Source organism: Bacillus arachidis (assembly GCF_030285945.1).
GTDB classification, from domain to species: Bacteria; Bacillota; Bacilli; order Bacillales; family Bacillaceae_G; genus Bacillus_A; species Bacillus_A arachidis.
The window spans coordinates 238,674-260,092 of the sequence record NZ_CP127376.1 but is presented as its reverse complement, the minus strand read 5'-3'; the positions used below and the strand labels follow the sequence as shown (position 1 = coordinate 260,092).

The 21,419-nt window shown below is 40.7% G+C and carries 17 protein-coding genes, 15 tRNA genes, 3 rRNA genes and 1 pseudogene; 5 read left to right on the top strand and 31 right to left on the bottom strand.

The features are described from left to right. Positions 1 to 206 precede the first annotated feature (206 nt). Complete coding sequence (locus QRY57_RS03145) at positions 207 to 950, top strand: CPBP family intramembrane glutamic endopeptidase (RefSeq protein WP_208019444.1); 744 nt, start codon at positions 207 to 209, stop codon at positions 948 to 950. 2 nt (positions 951 to 952) lie between these two features. Further along, positions 953 to 1,147 (top strand): YdiK family protein, encoded by a 195-nt coding sequence (locus QRY57_RS03140; protein WP_208019443.1) that lies wholly within the window; start codon positions 953 to 955, stop codon positions 1,145 to 1,147. A 25-nt stretch (positions 1,148 to 1,172) separates the two neighbouring features. Here QRY57_RS03140 and QRY57_RS03135 read toward each other — a convergent pair whose 3' ends face one another. After that, positions 1,173 to 1,802 (bottom strand): redox-sensing transcriptional repressor Rex, encoded by a 630-nt coding sequence (locus QRY57_RS03135; RefSeq protein ID WP_026593355.1) that lies wholly within the window; start codon positions 1,800 to 1,802, stop codon positions 1,173 to 1,175. Positions 1,803 to 1,986: 184 nt separating this feature from the next. Here QRY57_RS03135 and QRY57_RS03130 point away from each other — a divergent pair, with 184 nt between their 5' ends. Continuing rightward, positions 1,987 to 3,912: an ABC-F family ATP-binding cassette domain-containing protein gene (locus tag QRY57_RS03130; RefSeq protein ID WP_208019442.1), complete on the top strand. Its 1,926-nt coding sequence runs from the start codon at positions 1,987 to 1,989 to the stop codon at positions 3,910 to 3,912. A gap of 279 nt (positions 3,913 to 4,191) precedes the next feature. On the opposite strand, the gene tsaD is transcribed toward QRY57_RS03130, so the two are convergent. The 23 genes from tsaD to QRY57_RS03015 all read right to left on the bottom strand — a co-directional run bounded on the left by tsaD (position 4,192) and on the right by QRY57_RS03015 (position 13,885). Continuing rightward, a complete protein-coding gene (gene tsaD, locus QRY57_RS03125; RefSeq protein WP_026593357.1) occupies positions 4,192 to 5,208 on the bottom strand; it encodes a tRNA (adenosine(37)-N6)-threonylcarbamoyltransferase complex transferase subunit TsaD in 1,017 nt (338 codons plus the stop codon). After that, positions 5,208 to 5,651, bottom strand: coding sequence for a ribosomal protein S18-alanine N-acetyltransferase (gene rimI / locus QRY57_RS03120; RefSeq protein WP_026593358.1), 444 nt, complete (start codon positions 5,649 to 5,651; stop codon positions 5,208 to 5,210). The genes tsaD and rimI overlap by 1 nt, the downstream gene beginning before the upstream one ends. A gap of 11 nt (positions 5,652 to 5,662) precedes the next feature. Next, the gene (gene tsaB / locus QRY57_RS03115) at positions 5,663 to 6,355 is read right to left on the bottom strand and encodes a tRNA (adenosine(37)-N6)-threonylcarbamoyltransferase complex dimerization subunit type 1 TsaB (RefSeq protein WP_286016634.1); all 693 of its coding nucleotides are present in this window, start codon (positions 6,353 to 6,355) and stop codon (positions 5,663 to 5,665) included. Beyond that, entirely contained in the window at positions 6,336 to 6,809 is a 474-nt protein-coding gene (gene tsaE / locus QRY57_RS03110) for a tRNA (adenosine(37)-N6)-threonylcarbamoyltransferase complex ATPase subunit type 1 TsaE (protein WP_026593360.1), read from the bottom strand. Before tsaE ends, tsaB begins: the two co-directional genes overlap by 20 nt. A gap of 190 nt (positions 6,810 to 6,999) precedes the next feature. Beyond that, positions 7,000 to 7,075 (bottom strand) — tRNA-Asp (locus tag QRY57_RS03105). Between the two features lie 3 nt (positions 7,076 to 7,078). Beyond that, positions 7,079 to 7,155: transfer RNA gene (locus tag QRY57_RS03100), tRNA-Met, on the bottom strand. Between the two features lie 11 nt (positions 7,156 to 7,166). Beyond that, positions 7,167 to 7,282, bottom strand: a 5S ribosomal RNA gene (gene rrf, locus QRY57_RS03095). Positions 7,283 to 7,373: 91 nt separating this feature from the next. Further along, a 23S ribosomal RNA gene (locus QRY57_RS03090) occupies positions 7,374 to 10,294 on the bottom strand. A 145-nt stretch (positions 10,295 to 10,439) separates the two neighbouring features. Next, a 16S ribosomal RNA gene (locus tag QRY57_RS03085) occupies positions 10,440 to 11,990 on the bottom strand. The 16S, 23S and 5S rRNA genes sit together here with 15 tRNA genes alongside, the layout of an rRNA operon. A 76-nt stretch (positions 11,991 to 12,066) precedes the next feature. Next, positions 12,067 to 12,137, bottom strand: a tRNA-Gly gene (locus QRY57_RS03080). Between the two features lies 1 nt (position 12,138). Further along, a tRNA-Pro gene (locus QRY57_RS03075) sits at positions 12,139 to 12,215 on the bottom strand. A 3-nt stretch (positions 12,216 to 12,218) separates the two neighbouring features. Then, positions 12,219 to 12,295, bottom strand: a tRNA-Arg gene (locus QRY57_RS03070). A gap of 93 nt (positions 12,296 to 12,388) precedes the next feature. After that, positions 12,389 to 12,474 (bottom strand) — tRNA-Leu (locus QRY57_RS03065). A 3-nt stretch (positions 12,475 to 12,477) separates the two neighbouring features. Further along, positions 12,478 to 12,558: transfer RNA gene (locus tag QRY57_RS03060), tRNA-Leu, on the bottom strand. Between the two features lie 15 nt (positions 12,559 to 12,573). Continuing rightward, a tRNA-Lys gene (locus QRY57_RS03055) sits at positions 12,574 to 12,646 on the bottom strand. 5 nt (positions 12,647 to 12,651) lie between these two features. Next, positions 12,652 to 12,726: transfer RNA gene (locus QRY57_RS03050), tRNA-Gln, on the bottom strand. Positions 12,727 to 12,811: 85 nt separating this feature from the next. Next, positions 12,812 to 12,887: transfer RNA gene (locus QRY57_RS03045), tRNA-Asp, on the bottom strand. A 3-nt stretch (positions 12,888 to 12,890) separates the two neighbouring features. After that, positions 12,891 to 12,967: transfer RNA gene (locus QRY57_RS03040), tRNA-Met, on the bottom strand. Between the two features lie 17 nt (positions 12,968 to 12,984). Continuing rightward, a tRNA-Val gene (locus QRY57_RS03035) sits at positions 12,985 to 13,060 on the bottom strand. Positions 13,061 to 13,065: 5 nt separating this feature from the next. After that, positions 13,066 to 13,140: transfer RNA gene (locus QRY57_RS03030), tRNA-Glu, on the bottom strand. Positions 13,141 to 13,147: 7 nt separating this feature from the next. Beyond that, a tRNA-Ser gene (locus QRY57_RS03025) sits at positions 13,148 to 13,238 on the bottom strand. Positions 13,239 to 13,241: 3 nt separating this feature from the next. Continuing rightward, positions 13,242 to 13,316: transfer RNA gene (locus QRY57_RS03020), tRNA-Asn, on the bottom strand. 83 nt (positions 13,317 to 13,399) lie between these two features. Next, the gene (locus tag QRY57_RS03015; protein WP_286016633.1) at positions 13,400 to 13,885 is read right to left on the bottom strand and encodes a SprT family protein; all 486 of its coding nucleotides are present in this window, start codon (positions 13,883 to 13,885) and stop codon (positions 13,400 to 13,402) included. A gap of 255 nt (positions 13,886 to 14,140) precedes the next feature. On the opposite strand from QRY57_RS03015, the gene cmpA reads away from it, so the two are divergent. Then, positions 14,141 to 14,257, top strand: coding sequence for a cortex morphogenetic protein CmpA (cmpA, locus tag QRY57_RS03010; protein ID WP_090694145.1), 117 nt, complete (start codon positions 14,141 to 14,143; stop codon positions 14,255 to 14,257). A 103-nt stretch (positions 14,258 to 14,360) separates the two neighbouring features. Here cmpA and QRY57_RS03005 read toward each other — a convergent pair whose 3' ends face one another. From QRY57_RS03005 to acpS, 6 genes and pseudogenes are all read right to left on the bottom strand, one after another. After that, positions 14,361 to 16,529 (bottom strand): Tex family protein, encoded by a 2,169-nt coding sequence (locus QRY57_RS03005; protein ID WP_286016632.1) that lies wholly within the window; start codon positions 16,527 to 16,529, stop codon positions 14,361 to 14,363. Positions 16,530 to 16,594: 65 nt separating this feature from the next. After that, positions 16,595 to 16,945, bottom strand: a complete 351-nt coding sequence (ndoA, locus tag QRY57_RS03000) for a type II toxin-antitoxin system endoribonuclease NdoA (protein WP_000635965.1) — start codon at positions 16,943 to 16,945, stop codon at positions 16,595 to 16,597. Positions 16,946 to 16,949: 4 nt separating this feature from the next. Then, complete coding sequence (locus QRY57_RS02995; protein WP_000004571.1) at positions 16,950 to 17,237, bottom strand: antitoxin EndoAI; 288 nt, start codon at positions 17,235 to 17,237, stop codon at positions 16,950 to 16,952. Positions 17,238 to 17,552: 315 nt separating this feature from the next. Next, a pseudogene (alr, locus tag QRY57_RS02990) lies at positions 17,553 to 18,173 on the bottom strand (alanine racemase); the annotation flags it as partial. A gap of 119 nt (positions 18,174 to 18,292) precedes the next feature. After that, positions 18,293 to 19,303 (bottom strand): LolA family protein, encoded by a 1,011-nt coding sequence (locus QRY57_RS02985; RefSeq protein ID WP_098303116.1) that lies wholly within the window; start codon positions 19,301 to 19,303, stop codon positions 18,293 to 18,295. A gap of 93 nt (positions 19,304 to 19,396) precedes the next feature. Next, the gene (gene acpS / locus QRY57_RS02980) at positions 19,397 to 19,756 is read right to left on the bottom strand and encodes a holo-ACP synthase (RefSeq protein WP_026592771.1); all 360 of its coding nucleotides are present in this window, start codon (positions 19,754 to 19,756) and stop codon (positions 19,397 to 19,399) included. A 92-nt stretch (positions 19,757 to 19,848) separates the two neighbouring features. Here acpS and QRY57_RS02975 point away from each other — a divergent pair, with 92 nt between their 5' ends. Then, a complete protein-coding gene (locus QRY57_RS02975) occupies positions 19,849 to 20,409 on the top strand; it encodes a rhomboid family intramembrane serine protease (protein WP_081811071.1) in 561 nt (186 codons plus the stop codon). 3 nt (positions 20,410 to 20,412) lie between these two features. Here the strand turns inward: QRY57_RS02975 and uvsE are convergent, their stop codons facing one another. After that, positions 20,413 to 21,375, bottom strand: coding sequence for a UV DNA damage repair endonuclease UvsE (uvsE, locus tag QRY57_RS02970; RefSeq protein WP_026592770.1), 963 nt, complete (start codon positions 21,373 to 21,375; stop codon positions 20,413 to 20,415). Between the last annotated feature and the right edge of the window lie 44 nt (positions 21,376 to 21,419).

Sequence of the window (21,419 nt, the reverse complement as noted above, 5' to 3'; positions counted from 1 at the left end):
TTCCACTTACCGTATGTTACAATATGAAAGATGCCATAAGTTATTTTCTCTATAGGTACAGCTTTTTCCTGTCTCCTATTTCACTTTCGATGAAAGATTTACAAAAAAATAATAATAGAGACCGTTATTATGTATCCATGGCTGGATACTTACATGTTATCCTGCCTTATCTCATAAACTAGAGTTAGAAAGGATGGTTAACCAATTTGAAAAAACAATATTGGTGGATTATAGTTACATATATTCTGATGCAATTATCAGGTATCATCGGATTACCGCTTCTTGCAAAAACCGGATTTTATAATAATAGCGGTTTAACACGAGATGAAAAAATACAAATCATGACTGGTCATTGGGCAATTATTAGCTTTTTCATTGCGCTATGTGTTGTCCTTTGGCTATTACGAACAGATATTCGCGAAAGCCGTTTCGACACAACACGTTCCAGTGTTCCTGCCACAATTGGTTGGATTTTTATTGGTTTCTTTTTAGCTTTCTTTTCTCAAACAATTGCAGGCACAATCGAAATGCGTTTATTAGGCATTAAACCTGGTTCTGAAAACACAGCTCGCTTAATGGAAATTGCAAGAACTACTCCTTGGTTCCTTATTGTTATATCGATAATGGGGCCCATTTTAGAGGAAATTGTCTTTAGAAAAATTTTATTTGGTACATTGTATAAGAGATTCAACTTCTTTATCGCTGCTATTATTAGCTCACTTGTATTCGCAGCAATTCACTTTGATTTTACACATCTATTGGTATACACTGCTATGGGGCTTGTATTCGCCTTTTTATATGTAAAAACAAAACGCATTATCGTTCCTATTATGGCACATGTTGCAATGAATACGATGGTTGCATTAGCTCAAGTTATGATAAGTAACGAACAAATACAGGAAATGATTAAAGAAGCAGAAAAAATGCAAGGATTTATCGGAGGATTTTAAATATGAGAAATTCACCATTGTTCATGGCAGCACTGTATTTCCTTCTTGGGTGCGTCTTTACACGTTTCGCAATTACGAACGTTACAGATACAATCTGGAACTTTGGGACACTGCTGTTTGCTGCTATGGCAACAATTGACTTTAATTTGGCGCTTCGACTTATCTTAGTCAAATTTACAAAGAAAAAGCCACAATAAAACGCAGAGGGAATCCCTCTGCGTTTTATTGTGGATAATTTTTCAAAAAATAAACTAGTGTTTGTAATTCTACAGCTAAATCAATATGATGAATTCTTATATTTTCTGAAACATTTAATCGTGCTGGTGTAAAATTTAAAATTCCGTGTATATTTGTTTCGGCCAATCGATCTGCTACAGCTTGTGCAACGGTAGCGGGTACTGTTAATATTGCCACTTGTATATCACTTGTTAGATGCTCTTCTAATTCATCTAAATGATATACAGGAATTCCTCCGATTTCTTTTCCAACTTTCTCTTCATTGACATCAAAAGCCATTTCAATCTTTGTATTATTATTTTTCGTGAAATTGTAATGTAAGAAAGCGGTCCCTAAATTACCTACTCCAATAAGTGCTACACGTGTTATATCATCTTGATCGAGCGTTTCACGGAAAAATGATAGTAAATAATTCACATTATATCCGTATCCCTTTTTTCCTAACGCTCCAAAATATGAAAAGTCTCTTCGAATCGTTGCTGAGTCTACTTTGACAGCTTCACTCAATTCCGCTGATGAAACACGTTGCTTACCAGAAAGAGATAAGTTTTGGATAAATCGATAGTATAGAGGCAATCGTTTGGCAGTGGCCTGTGGAATCTTTTGCTGATCCATGTAACCTCTCCTCTCTTCCTATCTTTGTTCATATGATTGAAACAAATACAGAAGTTTAGCACTTATGACTTTCCTTGTATAATAGAGAGAAGACTTCTCTCTTTATTTTAAACTATACACTATTTTTAGTATGATTGAGAAATATAAACATGGCAAAGTTAAGAAATTATTTGAGGTGAAAACATTGATTTTATTACAAGTGAATGGGCTTTCAAAATTATACGGTGCTGAAACAATTCTTGCAAACATTAAATTGGAGGTTCAAACAAGAGATCGTATTGCACTCGTTGGTCGAAATGGTGCTGGAAAATCTACATTGTTAAAAATAATCGCTGGAGAGTTATCTCATGATGGCGGTGAAATGATAAAACCAAAAGATGTTTCAATTGGTTATTTGGCTCAAAATACCGGTCTTGAAACTTCCTTAACAATTTGGGATGAAATGCTCACTGTCTTTACACATCTACAGCAAATGGAGACAAAACTTCGAAGGTTAGAACAGGAAATGGGTAAAGAAGAGAACTTTTCAAATGCTACTTCGTACGAAAGATTACTCGCTGATTATGATCAATTGCAGTTAGACTACAAAGATCAGGGCGGTTATCAATATGAAGCTGATATTCGCTCCATTTTGAGTGGACTCGGTTTTCCAGTTGAAACACATCAAACAACGATTTCTACGTTAAGTGGTGGCCAAAAAACAAGACTTGCTCTTGGGAAACTACTATTAACCAAACCAGATTTACTCATCTTGGACGAACCGACAAACCATTTAGATATCGATACATTAACATGGCTTGAACAATATTTACAAGGCTACCCTGGAGCTATTTTAATCGTTTCTCATGATCGCTACTTTTTAGACAAGCTTGTCACACAAGTATATGAAATTTCTAATAAGGAAAGCAGACGATATGTTGGTAACTACAGTAAATATTTAGACTTAAAAGCCGCACTATATGAACAGGAAATGAAGCGTTACGAAAAACAACAAGAGGAAATTGCTAAGCTAGAAGACTTTGTCCAAAAAAACATTGCTCGTGCATCTACAACAAAACGTGCACAAAGTCGTCAGAAACAATTAGATCGAATGGAATTACTAACCAGGCCATTAAGTGACTCTAAGTCTGCATCCTTCCACTTTGATATCGAAAAGCAAAGCGGAAACGACGTATTACAAGTAAAAGATGTTTCAATTGGATATGACGAAGAACCGATTATTGGGCATGTAAATATGCGTTTGACCCGAGGGGATAGTGTCGCACTAGTCGGTCCAAACGGTATCGGAAAATCTACATTATTAAAATCGATTGTGAATAAATTGAAGGCGTTAAGCGGTGAAATTTCTTTCGGTTCAAATGTATCTATTGGATATTATGATCAAGAACAGGCAAACTTAACATCATCTAAGCGTGTTTTAAACGAACTATGGGACGATTATCCGTTAGAACCAGAAAAAGAAATTCGCACTATACTCGGTAACTTTTTATTCACAGGGGACGATGTATTAAAACCTGTATCTTCCTTAAGTGGTGGCCAAAAAGCTCGATTAGCTCTAGCAAAATTGATGATGCAAAAATCTAATTTACTGATTCTCGATGAGCCAACAAATCATCTTGATTTAAATAGTAAAGAGATTTTAGAAAATGCCTTGATTGATTATCCAGGAACTCTTTTATTCGTTTCTCATGATCGTTATTTTATTAACCGTGTCACAACTACAGTTGTTGAGTTATCAACAGATGGTGCACAAGAATATTTAGGTGACTATGACTACTATATTGAAAAGAAAAATGAAATGATTGAGCGTGCGGAATTCGAACAACAAGAAGAGGATACACCAATCCAAAAGAATATTGCTCAAGAAAAATTAAATTATCTTGAAGAAAAAGAACGTAAGAAGTTGGAGCGCCAACGTATACGGAAAATTGAAGACATTGAACAAAACATCGCAAAGTTAGAAGAGGAAATTGCAACATTAGAAGAAGAACTTTGTCTACCCGAAGTATATGCTGACTACGAACGAGCTAGTGAAATTACAACAACAAAGCAGACAAAACAAGAACAATTAGAAAAATTTATGGCGGAATGGGAAGAATTACACGTATAAGCCCTATATATTCATATGATGAAAACAAGGTAGTTGAAAATTATTCAACTACCTTGTTTATTTTCAATACAAAGAGTTATCGTCGAAGGTCTGACCTTAATAATATTATCCACAACTTTATACACATATCCACCATTATTATATAAATATAAAAATAACTTTTCCACATTATACACAGACCACAAAAAAGTTATGCACATTTTATACTCACAACAAAGCCCACATTATCAACAGATAATATGGGCTTTATCCACAATTTGTGGTTAATTATGTGTATAACTATGCTTCAATATCTAATCCTGGATTTGCATTTAAAGCCAATGATGTACGTTTTCCTTGCTTATATGCAATTGTACCTGCTGCTGCAATCATCGCTGCATTATCTGTGCACAAGGATAGTGGTGGAATAATTAGCTCAATATCCTCTTTCTTAGCAAACTCTTCCTCTAGAGAAGCACGAAGTCCTTTATTTGCTGCAACCCCTCCAGCAAGAAGCACTTGTTTTACACCATATGCCTCTGCTGCCCGTACCGCTTTCGTTACTAGTACATCTATTACACTCGCTTGGAAGCTAGCTGCTAAATCCTCTGGCGCGATTTCTTCTCCACGCTGTTTTGCGTTATGCACAGTGTTGATAACTGCTGATTTCAATCCACTAAAGCTAAAATCATACGAATCCGGCTCTAGCCATGCACGTGGTAAATCAATCGTTGGCCGTCCTTCATGCGCAAGACGATCAATATGAGGACCACCTGGATACGGCATAGATAATGTACGTGCAACCTTATCATATGCTTCTCCTGCCGCATCATCTCTTGTTTCGCCAATTACTTCAAACGAACCATGTTCTTTCATATAAACAAGCTCTGTATGTCCCCCAGAAACAACAAGTGATAACAAAGGGAATTGTAGTTCTTTTACTAAGCGATTCGCATAAATATGCCCAGCAATATGGTGAACACCCACAAGAGGAATATTATGAGCAAAGGCAATTGCCTTTGCTGCATTTACGCCAATTAAAAGTGCTCCTACTAAACCCGGCCCTTCTGTCACAGCAATTGCATCAATATTATCAAATGTAACGTTCGCTTCTTTTAAAGCTTCTTCTAATACAACTGTAATTTGTTCTACATGATGACGAGATGCGATTTCCGGTACAACTCCTCCAAAACGCTTATGGCTTTCGATTTGTGAAGCGACAACATTTGCCATTATTTCTGTTCCATTTTTAACAACTGCTACAGCTGTTTCATCACAGCTCGTTTCAATACCAAGTATAATCGTATTTTTTTCCATTATATATTCACCCACATTACAAGACCATCTTCATAATTGTCTGTATAGTATCGTTTACGAATCCCACCATTTTGAAATCCATACTTTCGGTATAACTGTTTCGCTACTTCATTTGAAACCCTTACTTCAAGTGTCATCGTTTTTGCTCCCATTTCTCTTGCCTGATCCATTACTTCCTTTAGCAAAGCATCTCCAAGTTTTTGGCCACGATATTCTGGCAAAATGGCTATGTTCGTAATATGTGATTCATCAATAATAATCCACAATCCACAGTATCCAATTACCATATCATCTTTTTCTAGCACGACATAATGTGCATATTCATTCATCGTCAGTTCACGATAAAATGCATCAGCAGTCCATGGAGTTGCAAATGACGCTTCTTCAATTACTACAATTTGAGCAATATCATCAGTCGTCATCTTTCTAAATGTAATATCCATTTTAATAACCCCTATTTTTTTTGACTTTCTAGCCATTTTGTTTCTGCCTCTGCTAAACGGAGGTAGCTCGGGACAAATGTATGCACACTTTGCTCCTTTTTTTGTAATCCTAAAAATGCTAATTCACTTGGCCTTGGGTTATTCTTTGTACAAGAAGCAAATACAGCTTGGTCTCCTAAATATTCTACAATCGTTTCTTTATGTTGCTCTACATCATTACCGATAAATAAAACAGGTTGTCCTTTATCTTTTAGCATCTGTAACCAATCAACAATAAGAACAATTCGATCCTCTTCTATAGAAGATAACTGCTCTTCTTTATATGTATACAAGCCTGTATAAATTTGTCCGCGGCGCCCATCAAACAATGGACAAATAACACCTTCGAAATTTGACCCATTTGCAGCCACTACTTCTAAACTAGACACGCCGACAATCGGTATTTGCAATGACCAAGCTAATGTCTTTGCAACAGTCACACCAATTCGAACTCCTGTATAAGATCCAGGACCAGCCGCTACAACAATTTTATCTAACTCTTTCGGTTTTACACTACATTCCTTCAGAAGTTGTTCTACAGCTGGCATTAGGCGTACAGAATGATTTTTTGTTAAATTCGTAATGATTTCTCCGACAACAATATTTCCATCAATAAGAGAAACCCCCATTACATAATTTGAAGTATCAATTGCTAGTACTTTCATCTTGTAATAGCTCCTCACATAATCTAATATAACGTTCACCACTTGGCTCTAACACAATTTCCCTTGTATCATCACCTGTATGGAACAAGCTTATTTTTAATTTCTCATTTGGCAGAAAAGATTCAATTAAATGAGCCCATTCTACTACTGTTATGCCTTCACCATAAAAATACTCATCAAATCCTAAATCCTCTTCACTTTCCGCTAAACGATACACGTCCATATGATATAGCGGTAATCTGCCTTTATACTCTTTAATAATGTTGAATGTGGGGCTATTTACAACTCGTTTCACACCAAGGCCTTTTGCAAGACCTTTCGTAAACGTTGTCTTTCCAGCACCTAAATCTCCTTCTAAGATAAGCACATCTTGTTCCTTAACAAGGTGTCCTAACCTTTCTGATAAATGTTGAGTCTCTTCAGAAGAAGTTGTCTTTATTTCATATCTATTCAAAGGTTTCACCTACCTTACTCGCAATATTCCCTGTCTTTTATTATACAGATTTTTTCACTTTGTTTCATTTTGAACATATAAAAAAGACCTTAGGAGTTGTCCTAAGGAAAGATTGACTGTCTTTATAAGTTTTCTTAAAAATAAATAAAAAAATACGAAACAACTTGTTTCGTTCTTTTCTTTGTATAAATGGCGGTCCCGACCGGGGTCGAACCGGCGATCTCCTGCGTGACAGGCAGGCATGTTAACCACTACACCACGGGACCATTTGGTTGCGGGGACAGGATTTGAACCTGCGACCTTCGGGTTATGAGCCCGACGAGCTACCGGACTGCTCCACCCCGCGACGATTATAAAGCCTGGCAACGTCCTACTCTCACAGGGACAAGGTCCCAACTACCATCGGCGCTAGAGAGCTTAACTTCCGTGTTCGGTATGGGAACGGGTGTGACCTCTCTGCCATCATTACCAGACTTTTATTATTATACACATTCTTTTCAGAATGTCAAAAGGAATTTTAAATATATATTCCTTCAAAACTAGATAACATTTGCTTCATATTATATGGTTAAGTCCTCGATCTATTAGTATTCGTCAGCTCCACATGTCACCATGCTTCCACCTCGAACCTATCAACCTGATCATCTTTCAGGGATCTTACTAGCTTACGCTATGGGAAATCTCATCTTGAGGGGGGCTTCATGCTTAGATGCTTTCAGCACTTATCCCTTCCGCACATAGCTACCCAGCTATGCCCTTGGCAGAACAACTGGTACACCAGCGGTGCGTCCATCCCGGTCCTCTCGTACTAAGGACAGCTCCTCTCAAATTTCCTACGCCCACGACGGATAGGGACCGAACTGTCTCACGACGTTCTGAACCCAGCTCGCGTACCGCTTTAATGGGCGAACAGCCCAACCCTTGGGACCGACTACAGCCCCAGGATGCGATGAGCCGACATCGAGGTGCCAAACCTCCCCGTCGATGTGGACTCTTGGGGGAGATAAGCCTGTTATCCCCGGGGTAGCTTTTATCCGTTGAGCGATGGCCCTTCCATGCGGAACCACCGGATCACTAAGCCCGACTTTCGTCCCTGCTCGACTTGTAGGTCTCGCAGTCAAGCTCCCTTATGCCTTTGCACTCTACGAATGATTTCCAACCATTCTGAGGGAACCTTTGGGCGCCTCCGTTACACTTTAGGAGGCGACCGCCCCAGTCAAACTGCCCACCTGACACTGTCTCCCGGGTCGATAAGACCCGTAGGTTAGAATTTCAATACAGCCAGGGCGGTATCCCACCAGCGCCTCCACCGAAGCTAGCGCTCCGGCTTCAAAGGCTCCCGCCTATCCTGTACAAGCTGTACCAAAATTCAATATCAGGCTACAGTAAAGCTCCACGGGGTCTTTCCGTCCTGTCGCGGGTAACCTGCATCTTCACAGGTACTATAATTTCACCGAGTCTCTGGTTGAGACAGTGCCCAAATCGTTACACCTTTCGTGCGGGTCGGAACTTACCCGACAAGGAATTTCGCTACCTTAGGACCGTTATAGTTACGGCCGCCGTTTACTGGGGCTTCAGTTCAGAGCTTCGCTTGCGCTAACCCCTCTCCTTAACCTTCCAGCACCGGGCAGGTGTCAGCCCCTATACTTCGCCTTACGGCTTCGCAGAGACCTGTGTTTTTGCTAAACAGTCGCTTGGGCCTATTCACTGCGGCTTTCCGTTAAGAAAGCACCCCTTCTCCCGAAGTTACGGGGTCATTTTGCCGAGTTCCTTAACCAGAGTTCTCTCGCTCACCTTAGGATTCTCTCCTCGCCTACCTGTGTCGGTTTGCGGTACAGGCACCTTTTATCTCGCTAGAAGCTTTTCTTGGCAGCGGGGAATCAAAGACTTCGCTCCATAAGGAGCTTCCCCATCACAGCTCAGCCTTCACGATAAGCGGATTTGCCTACTTATCAGCCTAACTGCTTGGACGTGCACAACCAATCGCACGCTTCTTCTATCCTTCTGCGTCCCTCCATTGCTCAAACGATAAAGAGGTGGTACAGGAATATCAACCTGTTGTCCATCGCCTACGCCTGTCGGCCTCGGCTTAGGTCCTGACTAACCCTGAGCGGACGAGCCTTCCTCAGGAAACCTTAGGCATTCGGTGGACGGGATTCTCACCCGTCTTTCGCTACTCATACCGGCATTCTCACTTCTAAGCACTCCACCAGTCCTTCCGGTCTGACTTCACTGTCCTTAGAACGCTCCCCTACCACTGATACGTAAGTATCAATCCGCAGCTTCGGTGGTGTATTTAGCCCCGGTACATTTTCGGCGCAGAGTCACTCGACTAGTGAGCTATTACGCACTCTTTAAATGGTGGCTGCTTCTAAGCCAACATCCTAGTTGTCTAAGCAACTCCACATCCTTTTCCACTTAATACACACTTTGGGACCTTAGCTGGCGGTCTGGGCTGTTTCCCTTTTGACTACGGATCTTATCACTCGCAGTCTGACTCCCAAGGATAAGTCATTGGCATTCGGAGTTTGACTGAATTCGGTAATCCGATGAGGACCCCTAGTCCAATCAGTGCTCTACCTCCAAGACTCTAACACTTGAGGCTAGCCCTAAAGCTATTTCGGGGAGAACCAGCTATCTCCAGGTTCGATTGGAATTTCTCCGCTACCCACACCTCATCCCCGCACTTTTCAACGTGCGTGGGTTCGGGCCTCCATTCAGTGTTACCTGAACTTCACCCTGGACATGGGTAGATCACCTGGTTTCGGGTCTACGACCACGTACTAAACGCCCTATTCAGACTCGCTTTCGCTACGGCTCCGCCTCTTCAGCTTAACCTCGCACGGGATCGTAACTCGCCGGTTCATTCTACAAAAGGCACGCCATCACCCGTTAACGGGCTCTGACTATTTGTAGGCACACGGTTTCAGGATCTCTTTCACTCCCCTTCCGGGGTGCTTTTCACCTTTCCCTCACGGTACTGGTTCACTATCGATCACTAGGGAGTATTTAGCCTTGGGAGATGGTCCTCCCGGATTCCGACGGAATTTCACGTGTTCCGCCGTACTCAGGATACATTCAAGAGAGAACGAAGTTTCGACTACGGGGTTGTTACCCTCTGTGACGAGCCTTTCCAGACTGCTTCGTCTACCTCGTTCCTTTGTAACTCCGTATAGAATGTCCTACAACCCCAAGAGGCAAGCCTCTTGGTTTGGGCTAGATTCCGTTTCGCTCGCCGCTACTCAGGAAATCGCATTTGCTTTCTCTTCCTCCAGGTACTTAGATGTTTCAGTTCCCTGGGTCTGTCTTCCTTACCCTATGTATTCAGATAAGGATACCATACCATTACGTATGGTGGGTTTCCCCATTCGGAAATCTTCGGATCAAAGCTTACTTACAGCTCCCCGAAGCATATCGGCGTTAGTCCCGTCCTTCATCGACTCCTAGTGTCAAGGCATCCACCGTGCGCCCTTTCTAACTTAACCAAACTAAAATTAAAAAATATGAGCTACACTGTTATCTAGTTTTCAAAGAACATACATTTATTTCTGAGAGATAGTTCTCTCAAAACTGAACAAAACGAAACACGGAAACTTATATTGATGAACAGCGTTCATCAATTCTCCATAGAAAGGAGGTGATCCAGCCGCACCTTCCGATACGGCTACCTTGTTACGACTTCACCCCAATCATCTGTCCCACCTTAGGCGGCTGGCTCCAAAAGGTTACCCCACCGACTTCGGGTGTTACAAACTCTCGTGGTGTGACGGGCGGTGTGTACAAGGCCCGGGAACGTATTCACCGCGGCATGCTGATCCGCGATTACTAGCGATTCCAGCTTCATGTAGGCGAGTTGCAGCCTACAATCCGAACTGAGAACGGTTTTATGAGATTAGCTCCACCTCGCGGTCTTGCAGCTCTTTGTACCGTCCATTGTAGCACGTGTGTAGCCCAGGTCATAAGGGGCATGATGATTTGACGTCATCCCCACCTTCCTCCGGTTTGTCACCGGCAGTCACCTTAGAGTGCCCAACTTAATGATGGCAACTAAGATCAAGGGTTGCGCTCGTTGCGGGACTTAACCCAACATCTCACGACACGAGCTGACGACAACCATGCACCACCTGTCACTCTGCCCCCGAAGGGGAAGCCCTATCTCTAGGGTTGTCAGAGGATGTCAAGACCTGGTAAGGTTCTTCGCGTTGCTTCGAATTAAACCACATGCTCCACCGCTTGTGCGGGCCCCCGTCAATTCCTTTGAGTTTCAGCCTTGCGGCCGTACTCCCCAGGCGGAGTGCTTAATGCGTTAACTTCAGCACTAAAGGGCGGAAACCCTCTAACACTTAGCACTCATCGTTTACGGCGTGGACTACCAGGGTATCTAATCCTGTTTGCTCCCCACGCTTTCGCGCCTCAGTGTCAGTTACAGACCAGAAAGTCGCCTTCGCCACTGGTGTTCCTCCATATCTCTACGCATTTCACCGCTACACATGGAATTCCACTTTCCTCTTCTGCACTCAAGTCTCCCAGTTTCCAATGACCCTCCACGGTTGAGCCGTGGGCTTTCACATCAGACTTAAGAAACCACCTGCGCGCGCTTTACGCCCAATAATTCCGGATAACGCTTGCCACCTACGTATTACCGCGGCTGCTGGCACGTAGTTAGCCGTGGCTTTCTGGTTAGGTACCGTCAAGGTGCCAGCTTATTCAACTAGCACTTGTTCTTCCCTAACAACAGAGTTTTACGACCCGAAAGCCTTCATCACTCACGCGGCGTTGCTCCGTCAGACTTTCGTCCATTGCGGAAGATTCCCTACTGCTGCCTCCCGTAGGAGTCTGGGCCGTGTCTCAGTCCCAGTGTGGCCGATCACCCTCTCAGGTCGGCTACGCATCGTTGCCTTGGTGAGCCGTTACCTCACCAACTAGCTAATGCGACGCGGGTCCATCCATAAGTGACAGCCGAAGCCGCCTTTCAATTTCGCGCCATGCAGCGCAAAATGTTATCCGGTATTAGCCCCGGTTTCCCGGAGTTATCCCAGTCTTATGGGCAGGTTACCCACGTGTTACTCACCCGTCCGCCGCTAACTTCATAAGAGCAAGCTCTTAATCCATTCGCTCGACTTGCATGTATTAGGCACGCCGCCAGCGTTCATCCTGAGCCAGGATCAAACTCTCCAATAAAGTTAGTTTGTCTAGCATCTAAAATAAAAATTGACGTTTCACGTTGTTTGTTTCGTTCAGTTTTCAAAGAACTAAAAGCGGGTGAAGAGAATCGAACTCTCGACCAGAGCTTGGAAGGCTCTTGTTTTACCACTAAACTACACCCGCGTGGTCGGGAAGACAGGATTTGAACCTGCGACCCCCTGGTCCCAAACCAGGTGCTCTACCAAGCTGAGCCACTTCCCGTAATGGCGCGCCCGAGAGGACTCGAACCCCTAACCTTTTGATCCGTAGTCAAACGCTCTATCCAATTGAGCTACGGGCGCTTAATCTAGTTGTTTTGTCGTCGTTGTTTTTCAGCGACTCAATTATCTTATCACATTAGTTTTTCTAATGCAAGTACTTTTTTATTTTTTCTTTGGTGCGGCCGAGAGGACTTGAACCTCCACGGGGTTTCCCCCACTAGGCCCTCAACCTAGCGCGTCTGCCATTCCGCCACGACCGCATATGCGGGTGAAGGGAGTCGAACCCCCACGCCAAAGGCGCCAGATCCTAAGTCTGGTGCGTCTGCCAATTCCGCCACACCCGCGGAAATAAAAAAGAGTGAGCCATGAAGGACTCGAACCTTCGACCCTCTGATTAAAAGTCAGATGCTCTACCAACTGAGCTAATGGCTCGTAAATGGCTGGGCTAGCTGGATTCGAACCAGCGCATGACGGAGTCAAAGTCCGTTGCCTTACCGCTTGGCTATAGCCCATCAAAAAACATTCTTTATTTAGCGACAAAAAACATCATATCACAATAAGCAATAAAAAACAACTGCTCAATAGCAGCAGTTAAAATGGCGGTCCCGACCGGGGTCGAACCGGCGATCTCCTGCGTGACAGGCAGGCATGTTAACCACTACACCACGGGACCATTTGGTTGCGGGGACAGGATTTGAACCTGCGACCTTCGGGTTATGAGCCCGACGAGCTACCGGACTGCTCCACCCCGCGACGATACTATTTATATATGGTGGAGGATGACGGGATCGAACCGCCGACCCCCTGCTTGTAAGGCAGGTGCTCTCCCAGCTGAGCTAATCCTCCAAAAGTGGTGACCCGTACGGGATTCGAACCCGTGTTACCGCCGTGAAAGGGCGGTGTCTTAACCACTTGACCAACGGGCCAATAAAATGGCAGAGAAGAAGGGATTCGAACCCTCGCACCGCGTTAGCGATCTACTCCCTTAGCAGGGGAGCCCCTTGAGCCACTTGGGTACTTCTCTGTATGGCTCCGCAGGTAGGACTCGAACCTACGACCGATCGGTTAACAGCCGATAGCTCTACCACTGAGCTACTGCGGAATAAGAAAGACAATTTACATCTTATAAAAATTCATATTGTAAGTCAAGTCATTTATACAACATCTTGTACAAACGTGACATGTTTATAATATACTGGATTGATTTTTAACTGTCAAGGTGTTTTTTATCTCTTTTAATTTCCCCTTACACTTTCCGCAAACATATCTTTTTGTATTGATTTGACGCCTTCTTACATATTGAAGCGTACATTCCATGCATTCATACACATGTGTTTTAGGCTCTGTTCTCTCACCTGTTATTCTCTTACAAAATCTAGGGGCTCCAACCTCTTTTAATAACTGACGAAAATCTCGATCTCGATGTTGATACCCTCTCCCCATAATGTGCAAATGATAATGGCACAACTCATGCTTAATAATGCCAATTAATTCTTCTTTTCCATACACTTCGTAATGACGATAGTTTAATTCTATATTATGACTTCTGAGCAAATACCTTCCACCAGTTGTACGTAGTCGTTTATTGAACATTGCTTTATGTAAAAAAGCCCTCCCGAAATATTGCAACGATATTTCTTCTACAAGTCTTTGAATTTCTTTTCCATTCATTTTCATCCCCCTAAAAACTAAAAATAAACTTACACTTTTCTTCTTTCTTATACATATATTAAATAGTACATATACCCATCCTCATTCAAAAAGCGCAACTTCTATGAACTAGCCTCTTCCACATCTATTCATGGAACTTCGCTAACCAAACTCTTATAAGCAGTTCCTAAGATTGAGTTTTTCACTTACTTTGAATCTTATCTTAGTGTGTAGGGAGCTGCTTGTTAGAGCCGGATTAAACAAGGAGGGATTCTTATGCCTACATGGCTCCGAAAACAAATGCAACGTGCATATTTCGAAAAAAACCGGTATCAAATTAAGTTGTTAAATGAGTGCTGGTTTTATTATAGCAGAACGCATCAAAATTCCTGATAAAGTGAATGTTTAATCAGTGGGGGCTGAAGAACCCCCACTATTTAAATTTTTACTAACATCCGTTCATGAAAAAAAAGCAATGTTATACCTACTTCCATCACTATTCAATAGGTAACATCGATAAGGCAACACGCCCTTTCTTCATATCAACATCATCTACCCATACTTTTACAATCTGCCCGACAGACACCACATCTAACGGATGCTTCACAAACTGTTTGCTCAGTTTAGAAATATGTACTAAACCATCTTGTTTCACACCAATATCAACAAATGCACCGAAGTCAACAACATTTCGCACCGTTCCTTCTAACTCCATACCGCGCTTTAAATCTTCTAATTTGAGAATTCCCTTTTTCAAAAGTGGCTTTGGCAATTCATCACGCATATCTCGTTCTGGACTAATTAAAGCATCTATAATATCGATTAATGTCGGCTCACCAATATTCGTCGCTTGAGATAATTTAGAAAGCTCCACTCCTTCTAAACACTTTTGCAAATGCGGTTGTCCTACATCATCAATCGATAATCCTAAACTTTTTAATAATAATTCAACATTTTTATACTGCTCTGGATGAATACTTGTTCTATCAAGTGGATTTTCACCTTCTAATATACGTAAAAAACCAATACATTGTTCATACGTTTTAGCACCTAATCGTGGTATTTTCTTTAATTCTGTACGCTTAGTAAATTTCCCGTCTTCTTCACGTTTGTTTACAATATTTTTCGCAACTGTTTTTGATAATCCAGAAACGTATTGTAATAGTGCTACAGAGGCCGTATTCACGTTCACTCCTACTTGGTTAACAGCTGTTTCCACAACAAATGTTAATGATTCATTTAATCTCTTTTGTGATACATCATGTTGATATTGTCCTACCCCAACTGATTTCGGATCAATTTTCACAAGTTCTGCAAGCGGATCTTGTAGACGTCTTCCAATCGAAACGGCACTTCTTTCTTCAACTTGCAAATCCGGAAATTCTTCACGAGCTAAATCAGAAGCTGAATATACACTAGCACCCGCTTCGTTGACAATAATATAAAATACATCTTGCGGCACTAATTGTAAGACATCCACTATAAACTCTTCTGTTTCCCTAGAGGCTGTACCATTTCCAATCGCAATCATCTGAACTTGATATTTATCTATAATAGAAATAACTTTTTCTTTTGCATCTTCATACTTCCGAACAGGTGGATGCGGATAAATAACACCAATATACAGAACTTTCCCTGTATCATCTACCACTGATAACTTACAACCTGTTCGATACGCAGGATCTACCGCTAATACCACTTTCCCTTTCATTGGTGGCTGTAATAATAAATTACGTAAATTCTCAGAGAAAATATGAATTGCTTGTTCTTCTGCTGTTTCAGTTAATTCTTTTCGAATTTCCCTTTCAATTGATGGCTGTATTAACCTCTTATATCCATCTTCAATCGCTAATTGTACATATTCTGCACTTTTAGAAGAAACATCTCGAATCACCTTTTGATGTAAAAAACGAACAATCTCTTCAACCGGTGAGACAACAGAAACTTTTAGAACCTCTTCTTTCTCACCACGATTCATAGCTAATACACGATGAGGCACAACCCTTTGCAACGGCTCTTCATAGCCGTAATACATCTCATATATATTTTTTTCATCTTTTTCTTCATCTTTTACAGAAGACGCAATCATTCCTTTTCTAAAGGTAACATTACGAATCCAACTACGATACGCCGCATCATCTGATACAAGTTCTGCAATAATATCCTGCGCACCTTGCAATGCTTCTTGGACAGATTGCACTTCTTTCTCAGCATTAACAAACTCTTTCGCCTTAGCTTTTGGGTCTTCTTTCGCAAACAGAAGTAACCATTCAGCTAAAGGCTCAAGCCCCTTATCCTTAGCAATCGTCGCTTTCGTTCTTCTTTTTTCTTTATACGGGCGGTACAAGTCTTCCACTTCTTGTAGTTTTGTTGCAGATATAATATGCTGATGCAACTCTTCGGTTAATTTTCCCTTTTCATGAATGAGACGAAGAACCTCTTCTTTTCGATCTTCAAGTTGCATCATATATTGCCATCTTTCTAAGATGGCACGAATTTGCACTTCATCTAAAGAGCCTGTCCATTCCTTTCGGTAACGAGCAATAAATGGAACTGTGTTACCTTCTTCTGTTAATTGAATCACATGACGAACCTGCTTTTCTGTAAAGCCTAATTCTTTCACTAACATTTTCATTAACCCTTGCCGATTATCTACCATTTCCATATACAACCGAAACCTCCTCTAATAAAAAAAGTTGCCCCTAAAAAAGAGCAACTTAAACTGCCGATTTAAAAATCTATTAGTCCTAAACTAATTTGTAAAGCTTCATCTACACGACTCATCATCACCTCATCTAAATGAGTGATTTTGTCCGTTAAGCGTTGCTTATCGATTGTTCGAATCTGCTCGAGCAAGATAACAGAATCCCTCTCAAACCCGTACTTTTTCGCATCAATTTCCACATGCGTGGGCAATTTTGCTTTCTGAATCTGTGCAGTAATAGCCGCTACAATCACAGTCGGACTAAAACGATTCCCGATGTCATTTTGAATGACAAGAACCGGACGAACGCCTCCTTGCTCAGAACCAACAACTGGGGAAAGGTCTGCAAAATACACGTCGCCGCGTTTTACAATCAAAATATTACCCCCCGCTAACTAAGCGTTCTACTGTATGAGCTGCTTCATACTCTGCTAAGAAAGCTTCAGATGCAATACCAAGATTAATTTTTCCCATTTCAATGTACCCACGTCGCATTGATTCATGTTGGTAGCGTTTCTTCGTCTTATGTTGACGCAATAACAGTTGTGTTGCCTGGCAAATTAGTTCATGGCGATTCTTATTCTCTTGTTTTCCAATTCCGTCCAATTCCGTTACCACTTGCTTCGGCAACCGAACCACGATTTCAGTAGTTACACTTGATTCGGACACAAAAATACACCTCCACCGTCAACTACACACCCAAATATATATGACACCTATTGTAATAATACCATTGTATGGAGCCTGTTGCAAAGACTTCCTTATTCCCTGTTTATGTTTTCCAATTCCCCAACAAAACATTCACTCTCATCTACTTTTTATCTCTTTCTTAACAAAAAACAATGCGAACTTTCCATTAATGGAGGCCTGCAACATTCACTGATAGTCAACCCCCCCCACGGATTATTTTTATAGGTCATAACCATTATTAAGATGTTTATTTATATATCATTTAAATAGTTTATTACTTTTACCACTTCTCCATGCCGTATGAATAAATGTTGGGTTCACCCCAAATGCTTTCAACCAACTAAGTTGCTCTAAAAAAGTGTTATACTGCTTATCAAAGTAAGATGTCTCCACTTCATCCGCTGTTGCAAAATGCGTATATACCCCTTCCAATTCTAAAAACGGGGCATCTTCTAAGCTGTTCAAGAATTCCTTTAGCTCTTTACATTCACGAATCCCAATCCTACCCATACCACTATCGAAATTAATATGAAACTTCATAGGGAACGGGCTATCCCAAATTTCTATCGCCTCTTCAACCCATTCCTTTTGAAAAACAGTTAGCGCTACATCATTCTCAGCAGCAACATTCAGATCACGTGGCGGTGAAGGACCTATTACTAAAATTGGTGCAGTAATCCCAGCTCACCTAAGCACTAGTGCCTCATCTAAAAAAGCAAATGCTAATCTTGTTGCACCTGCTTCTAGCGCTGTTCTTGCTACTGGAACATGATCATGTCCATATGCGTTTGCTTTCACTACAGCAAAAATCTCTACATCTTCTGGTACAATTTCTTTGATGTTTGTTACATTGTTATAGATTGCATCCAAATTCACTTCTACCCACGTATCATGGTAAAACGCTGATTCTTCCATAAAAAGCACTTCCTTGTATACGATATGCGAAGCTCATTCTTTTATATTCATCTTTTTATGAAATCCATTCCCAAAGACAAAAAAAACGTGGCGCATATATATCACCACGTCTAAAAAGTTTATTTCACCTGTTTTTCTGCAACAGAACGAGCTACCATTAACAGCTCATCTGTTTTCAAACCTTTAGACACGAGCATATATTCCACTCCATTATGAGACCATGTTAGTGAGTCTTTTGTTAGCGCTCCAATTGTAAAGCCTAGATCAACTAACTCTCCACTTACACTTATTGACGCTGAAGCTTCAGCAACCTTCGCTTTTTCTTGTATCAATGTAAAGGATTTCTTGTTTCCAGTGTATGTGAGTATCGCACGCTTGCCACTTGCCGTCTTTAACTCTTTCTCTTCGTTTAAAACCATCCCCTGCGGAGTATCACTTGGATATAGAACAGCAAATGGTTTATCTTCTTTCGCAGTCGTTTGCACATCTACTTGTGCCCGAGACATATTTTGTTTCGTATCAAATGCACCCTTATCAAACTTTGTATCAAACTTCACTTTTGAGAATTCTACTTTCACAAAAACATTTTGATCATTATCCATCAATTTTACCGAAACAGGAGCTAAATCACTTTTATTAAATTTAATTTCTTGCTTTGGTAGCATATTTTGATGGTGATAATTCGTTTTTGTCTGAAACACATAATATTTATCCGTTTTCTTAAATGAAAGATTTTTATCAGTTAAAATATCTCTTACAAGTGATTCATATAAATAAGCCTGACTGCTATTTTGCGGCCAGTCGCTTTGGAACCGAAAACTTTTATTAAGGGATGGTGTTAATACAAATACACCTTCATTATTTCTTAAAATGATTTGACTCTGATCCTTCTTCGCATTCTTCAAATTCACACGATAATAAGAAGGTTCCTTATGCCACACTTCCACATTATACTCTTGTGGTTCATTCCCCGTTTTAATAGATAATTTTGCTTCAGCTTGATAGCTCTTCATATTCTTAACCTTCGCTTCTAAATCTCGCAAAACATCTTCCTGCTTCTTTTCCATACAACCTGCTAACACGAAAACGGTCAATAAACCGACAATAACTAAAAATAGCCGCCTTTTCATCATTTCATCCCCCTTGCCCCTATAAATGAATGGAAGATACTTCTTCCTTATCGCTAACTCAAATATATGAGACAAAGATATAAAATATGCAGACTAGCGTGACGAGCTTTCTAAAACAACCTGAGCCACTGCAAATTCTCTACTATGGCTAATTGATAAATGAACGATATGCTCCGTATTCGCCGTGAGAACTGGTTTACCTCTTTCATCATTTTTTATTTCAATATCTAAAAAACTCACCTCTTTCCCAATACCAGTTCCAATCGCTTTAGAGTATGCTTCTTTCGCTGCAAACCTTCCCGCTACAAATTCTACAAGACGATTTCCTTTTAATTCAGAAGCAACATTACGTTCTTCCTCAGTTAAAATACGTTCCATAAATTTAAGCTTTCCATCTAGCATTTTTTCAATTCGATTTAGTTCGATAATATCAATTCCAATCCCTATAATCATTTCAACAGTCCCCTTCTTCTATTTATCTTCCTTCATTCATATTGTAAGAATAACAGAGAATCTTTCTGATGCAAAAGGAGTGAAAATATAAAATGCCCATGACACGTATTCGGACTACCTTACAACCTGTCGTTCTCGCTTTACTTTGCTTGCAACTCATCATGATGATACTAGGAAATTTTTTCTTCTCTACTTTAGCTGCTTACAATGAATATATTTCTAAGGGAGAATGGTGGCGATTTATAACCTCACTATTTATACATGTAGATTTTCAACACTTTCTTTCCAATAGTATTTGTTTACTTCTTCTCGGTCAATCTATCGAAGAACAGCTAGGTAGCGTTCGCTTCCCTATTTTATTTCTCACCGCTGGCATTAGTGGCAATATTTTTTCTTATATGATTATGCCTATCGGGTATATTCATGCCGGCGCATCAGGTGGAATTTTTGGATTACTTGGTGCACAGCTTTTCCTTTTATATAGCCGCTCTCAATCTTATCAGCCAAAAGAGTTAGTTTTCTTTTCTGCAATTATCTTTTTATTACTTCTTTTCACCTTCTTTAATCCTTCCGCTAACCCTATTAGCCATTTAACTGGATTACTAATCGGTGGTATTTGCACCCCATTTTTAACAAAAAAATCGATGGTGTAGAGCTTATTTAATAAAAAAGCTCCCACCATCGATTATTTCCACCTCTGGTTTTGTACCAAGATCTCGTACTAGTTGAAATACCGACTCATCCTTCTTTTTGGCTTCAATCATACAATCAATTCGCGAAACACTACCTTTGATCTTCTGTAAAAATGATAAAAATGTGTCTACATTAATAAAATCTGCGTGTGCTCTAGGGTCATTTCCTTCTCTCGGGCTGGAAATATGCATTTTGATTGGCAATAAAGATGTTTTCCAAGTATCCACTACACGTTCCCAATTTTCATACCAATCTTCTTCATCGTTATTCATCATATGATGATGCAAATCAAACACAACCGGAACTGCCAATTTTTCACCTAAATATAATGTTTCTTTTAATGAAAAGGTCGTATCATCATTTTCTAACATAATCATTTCTTGAATACTCACAGGAACGTTTGACCAATTTTCAATAAAACGTTCTAACGCAAGCTCTTTATCATCATATCCACCACCAACATGTAACACACAGCGATGCCCTCGCTTTATCCCCATTCCTTTTAGCAACTTTCGATGCATTTGAAGCGTCTTTATTGACTGTTTAAAAATGTTTTCTTGCGGAGAATTCAATACAACAAAATGATCCGGATGAAAATCGAGCCTCATCTTCATCTGATGTGCAAATTCACCTAATGCTTTTAAATTCTCCTTTAAGGGACGAATATAGTTCCAATCCAGCAATTCTTCATGATTTGCTAAAGGAATTAATTTTGAGCTAAGCCGAAAAAAAGATATATCATGCCCCTTATTATGTTTTAATAGCCGCAAACAATTTTCTAAATTAGAATTAGCAATTCTCTCAAGTTTATGAATCGCCGCTTCTCGATCCTTCATACGCTGAAACTGCGCATATGTCATTGTTTGAGACGGAGATGCATTTTTCAAGTGTACACTCATTGCCACATAGCCAAGTCTTACAAGCATAAAACACCTCTTTTCTATACAACTTACTATGTAGTATGTACAAT

Coding starts and splice junctions, on each gene's coding strand:
- QRY57_RS03135 (WP_026593355.1), bottom strand. CDS start 1,802: ATGGATCAGCAAAAGATTCCACAGGCCACTGCCAAACGATTGCCTCTA.
- QRY57_RS02985 (WP_098303116.1), bottom strand. CDS start 19,303: ATGAAAAGGCGGCTATTTTTAGTTATTGTCGGTTTATTGACCGTTTTC.
- tsaD (WP_026593357.1), bottom strand. CDS start 5,208: ATGGAAAAAAATACGATTATACTTGGTATTGAAACGAGCTGTGATGAA.
- QRY57_RS02975 (WP_081811071.1), top strand. CDS start 19,849: ATGCCCATGACACGTATTCGGACTACCTTACAACCTGTCGTTCTCGCT.
- tsaB (WP_286016634.1), bottom strand. CDS start 6,355: ATGAAAGTACTAGCAATTGATACTTCAAATTATGTAATGGGGGTTTCT.
- QRY57_RS03005 (WP_286016632.1), bottom strand. CDS start 16,529: ATGGAAATGGTAGATAATCGGCAAGGGTTAATGAAAATGTTAGTGAAA.
- uvsE (WP_026592770.1), bottom strand. CDS start 21,375: ATGCTTGTAAGACTTGGCTATGTGGCAATGAGTGTACACTTGAAAAAT.
- QRY57_RS03140 (WP_208019443.1), top strand. CDS start 953: ATGAGAAATTCACCATTGTTCATGGCAGCACTGTATTTCCTTCTTGGG.
- acpS (WP_026592771.1), bottom strand. CDS start 19,756: ATGATTATAGGGATTGGAATTGATATTATCGAACTAAATCGAATTGAA.
- rimI (WP_026593358.1), bottom strand. CDS start 5,651: ATGGATATTACATTTAGAAAGATGACGACTGATGATATTGCTCAAATT.
- cmpA (WP_090694145.1), top strand. CDS start 14,141: ATGCCTACATGGCTCCGAAAACAAATGCAACGTGCATATTTCGAAAAA.
- QRY57_RS03015 (WP_286016633.1), bottom strand. CDS start 13,885: ATGAATGGAAAAGAAATTCAAAGACTTGTAGAAGAAATATCGTTGCAA.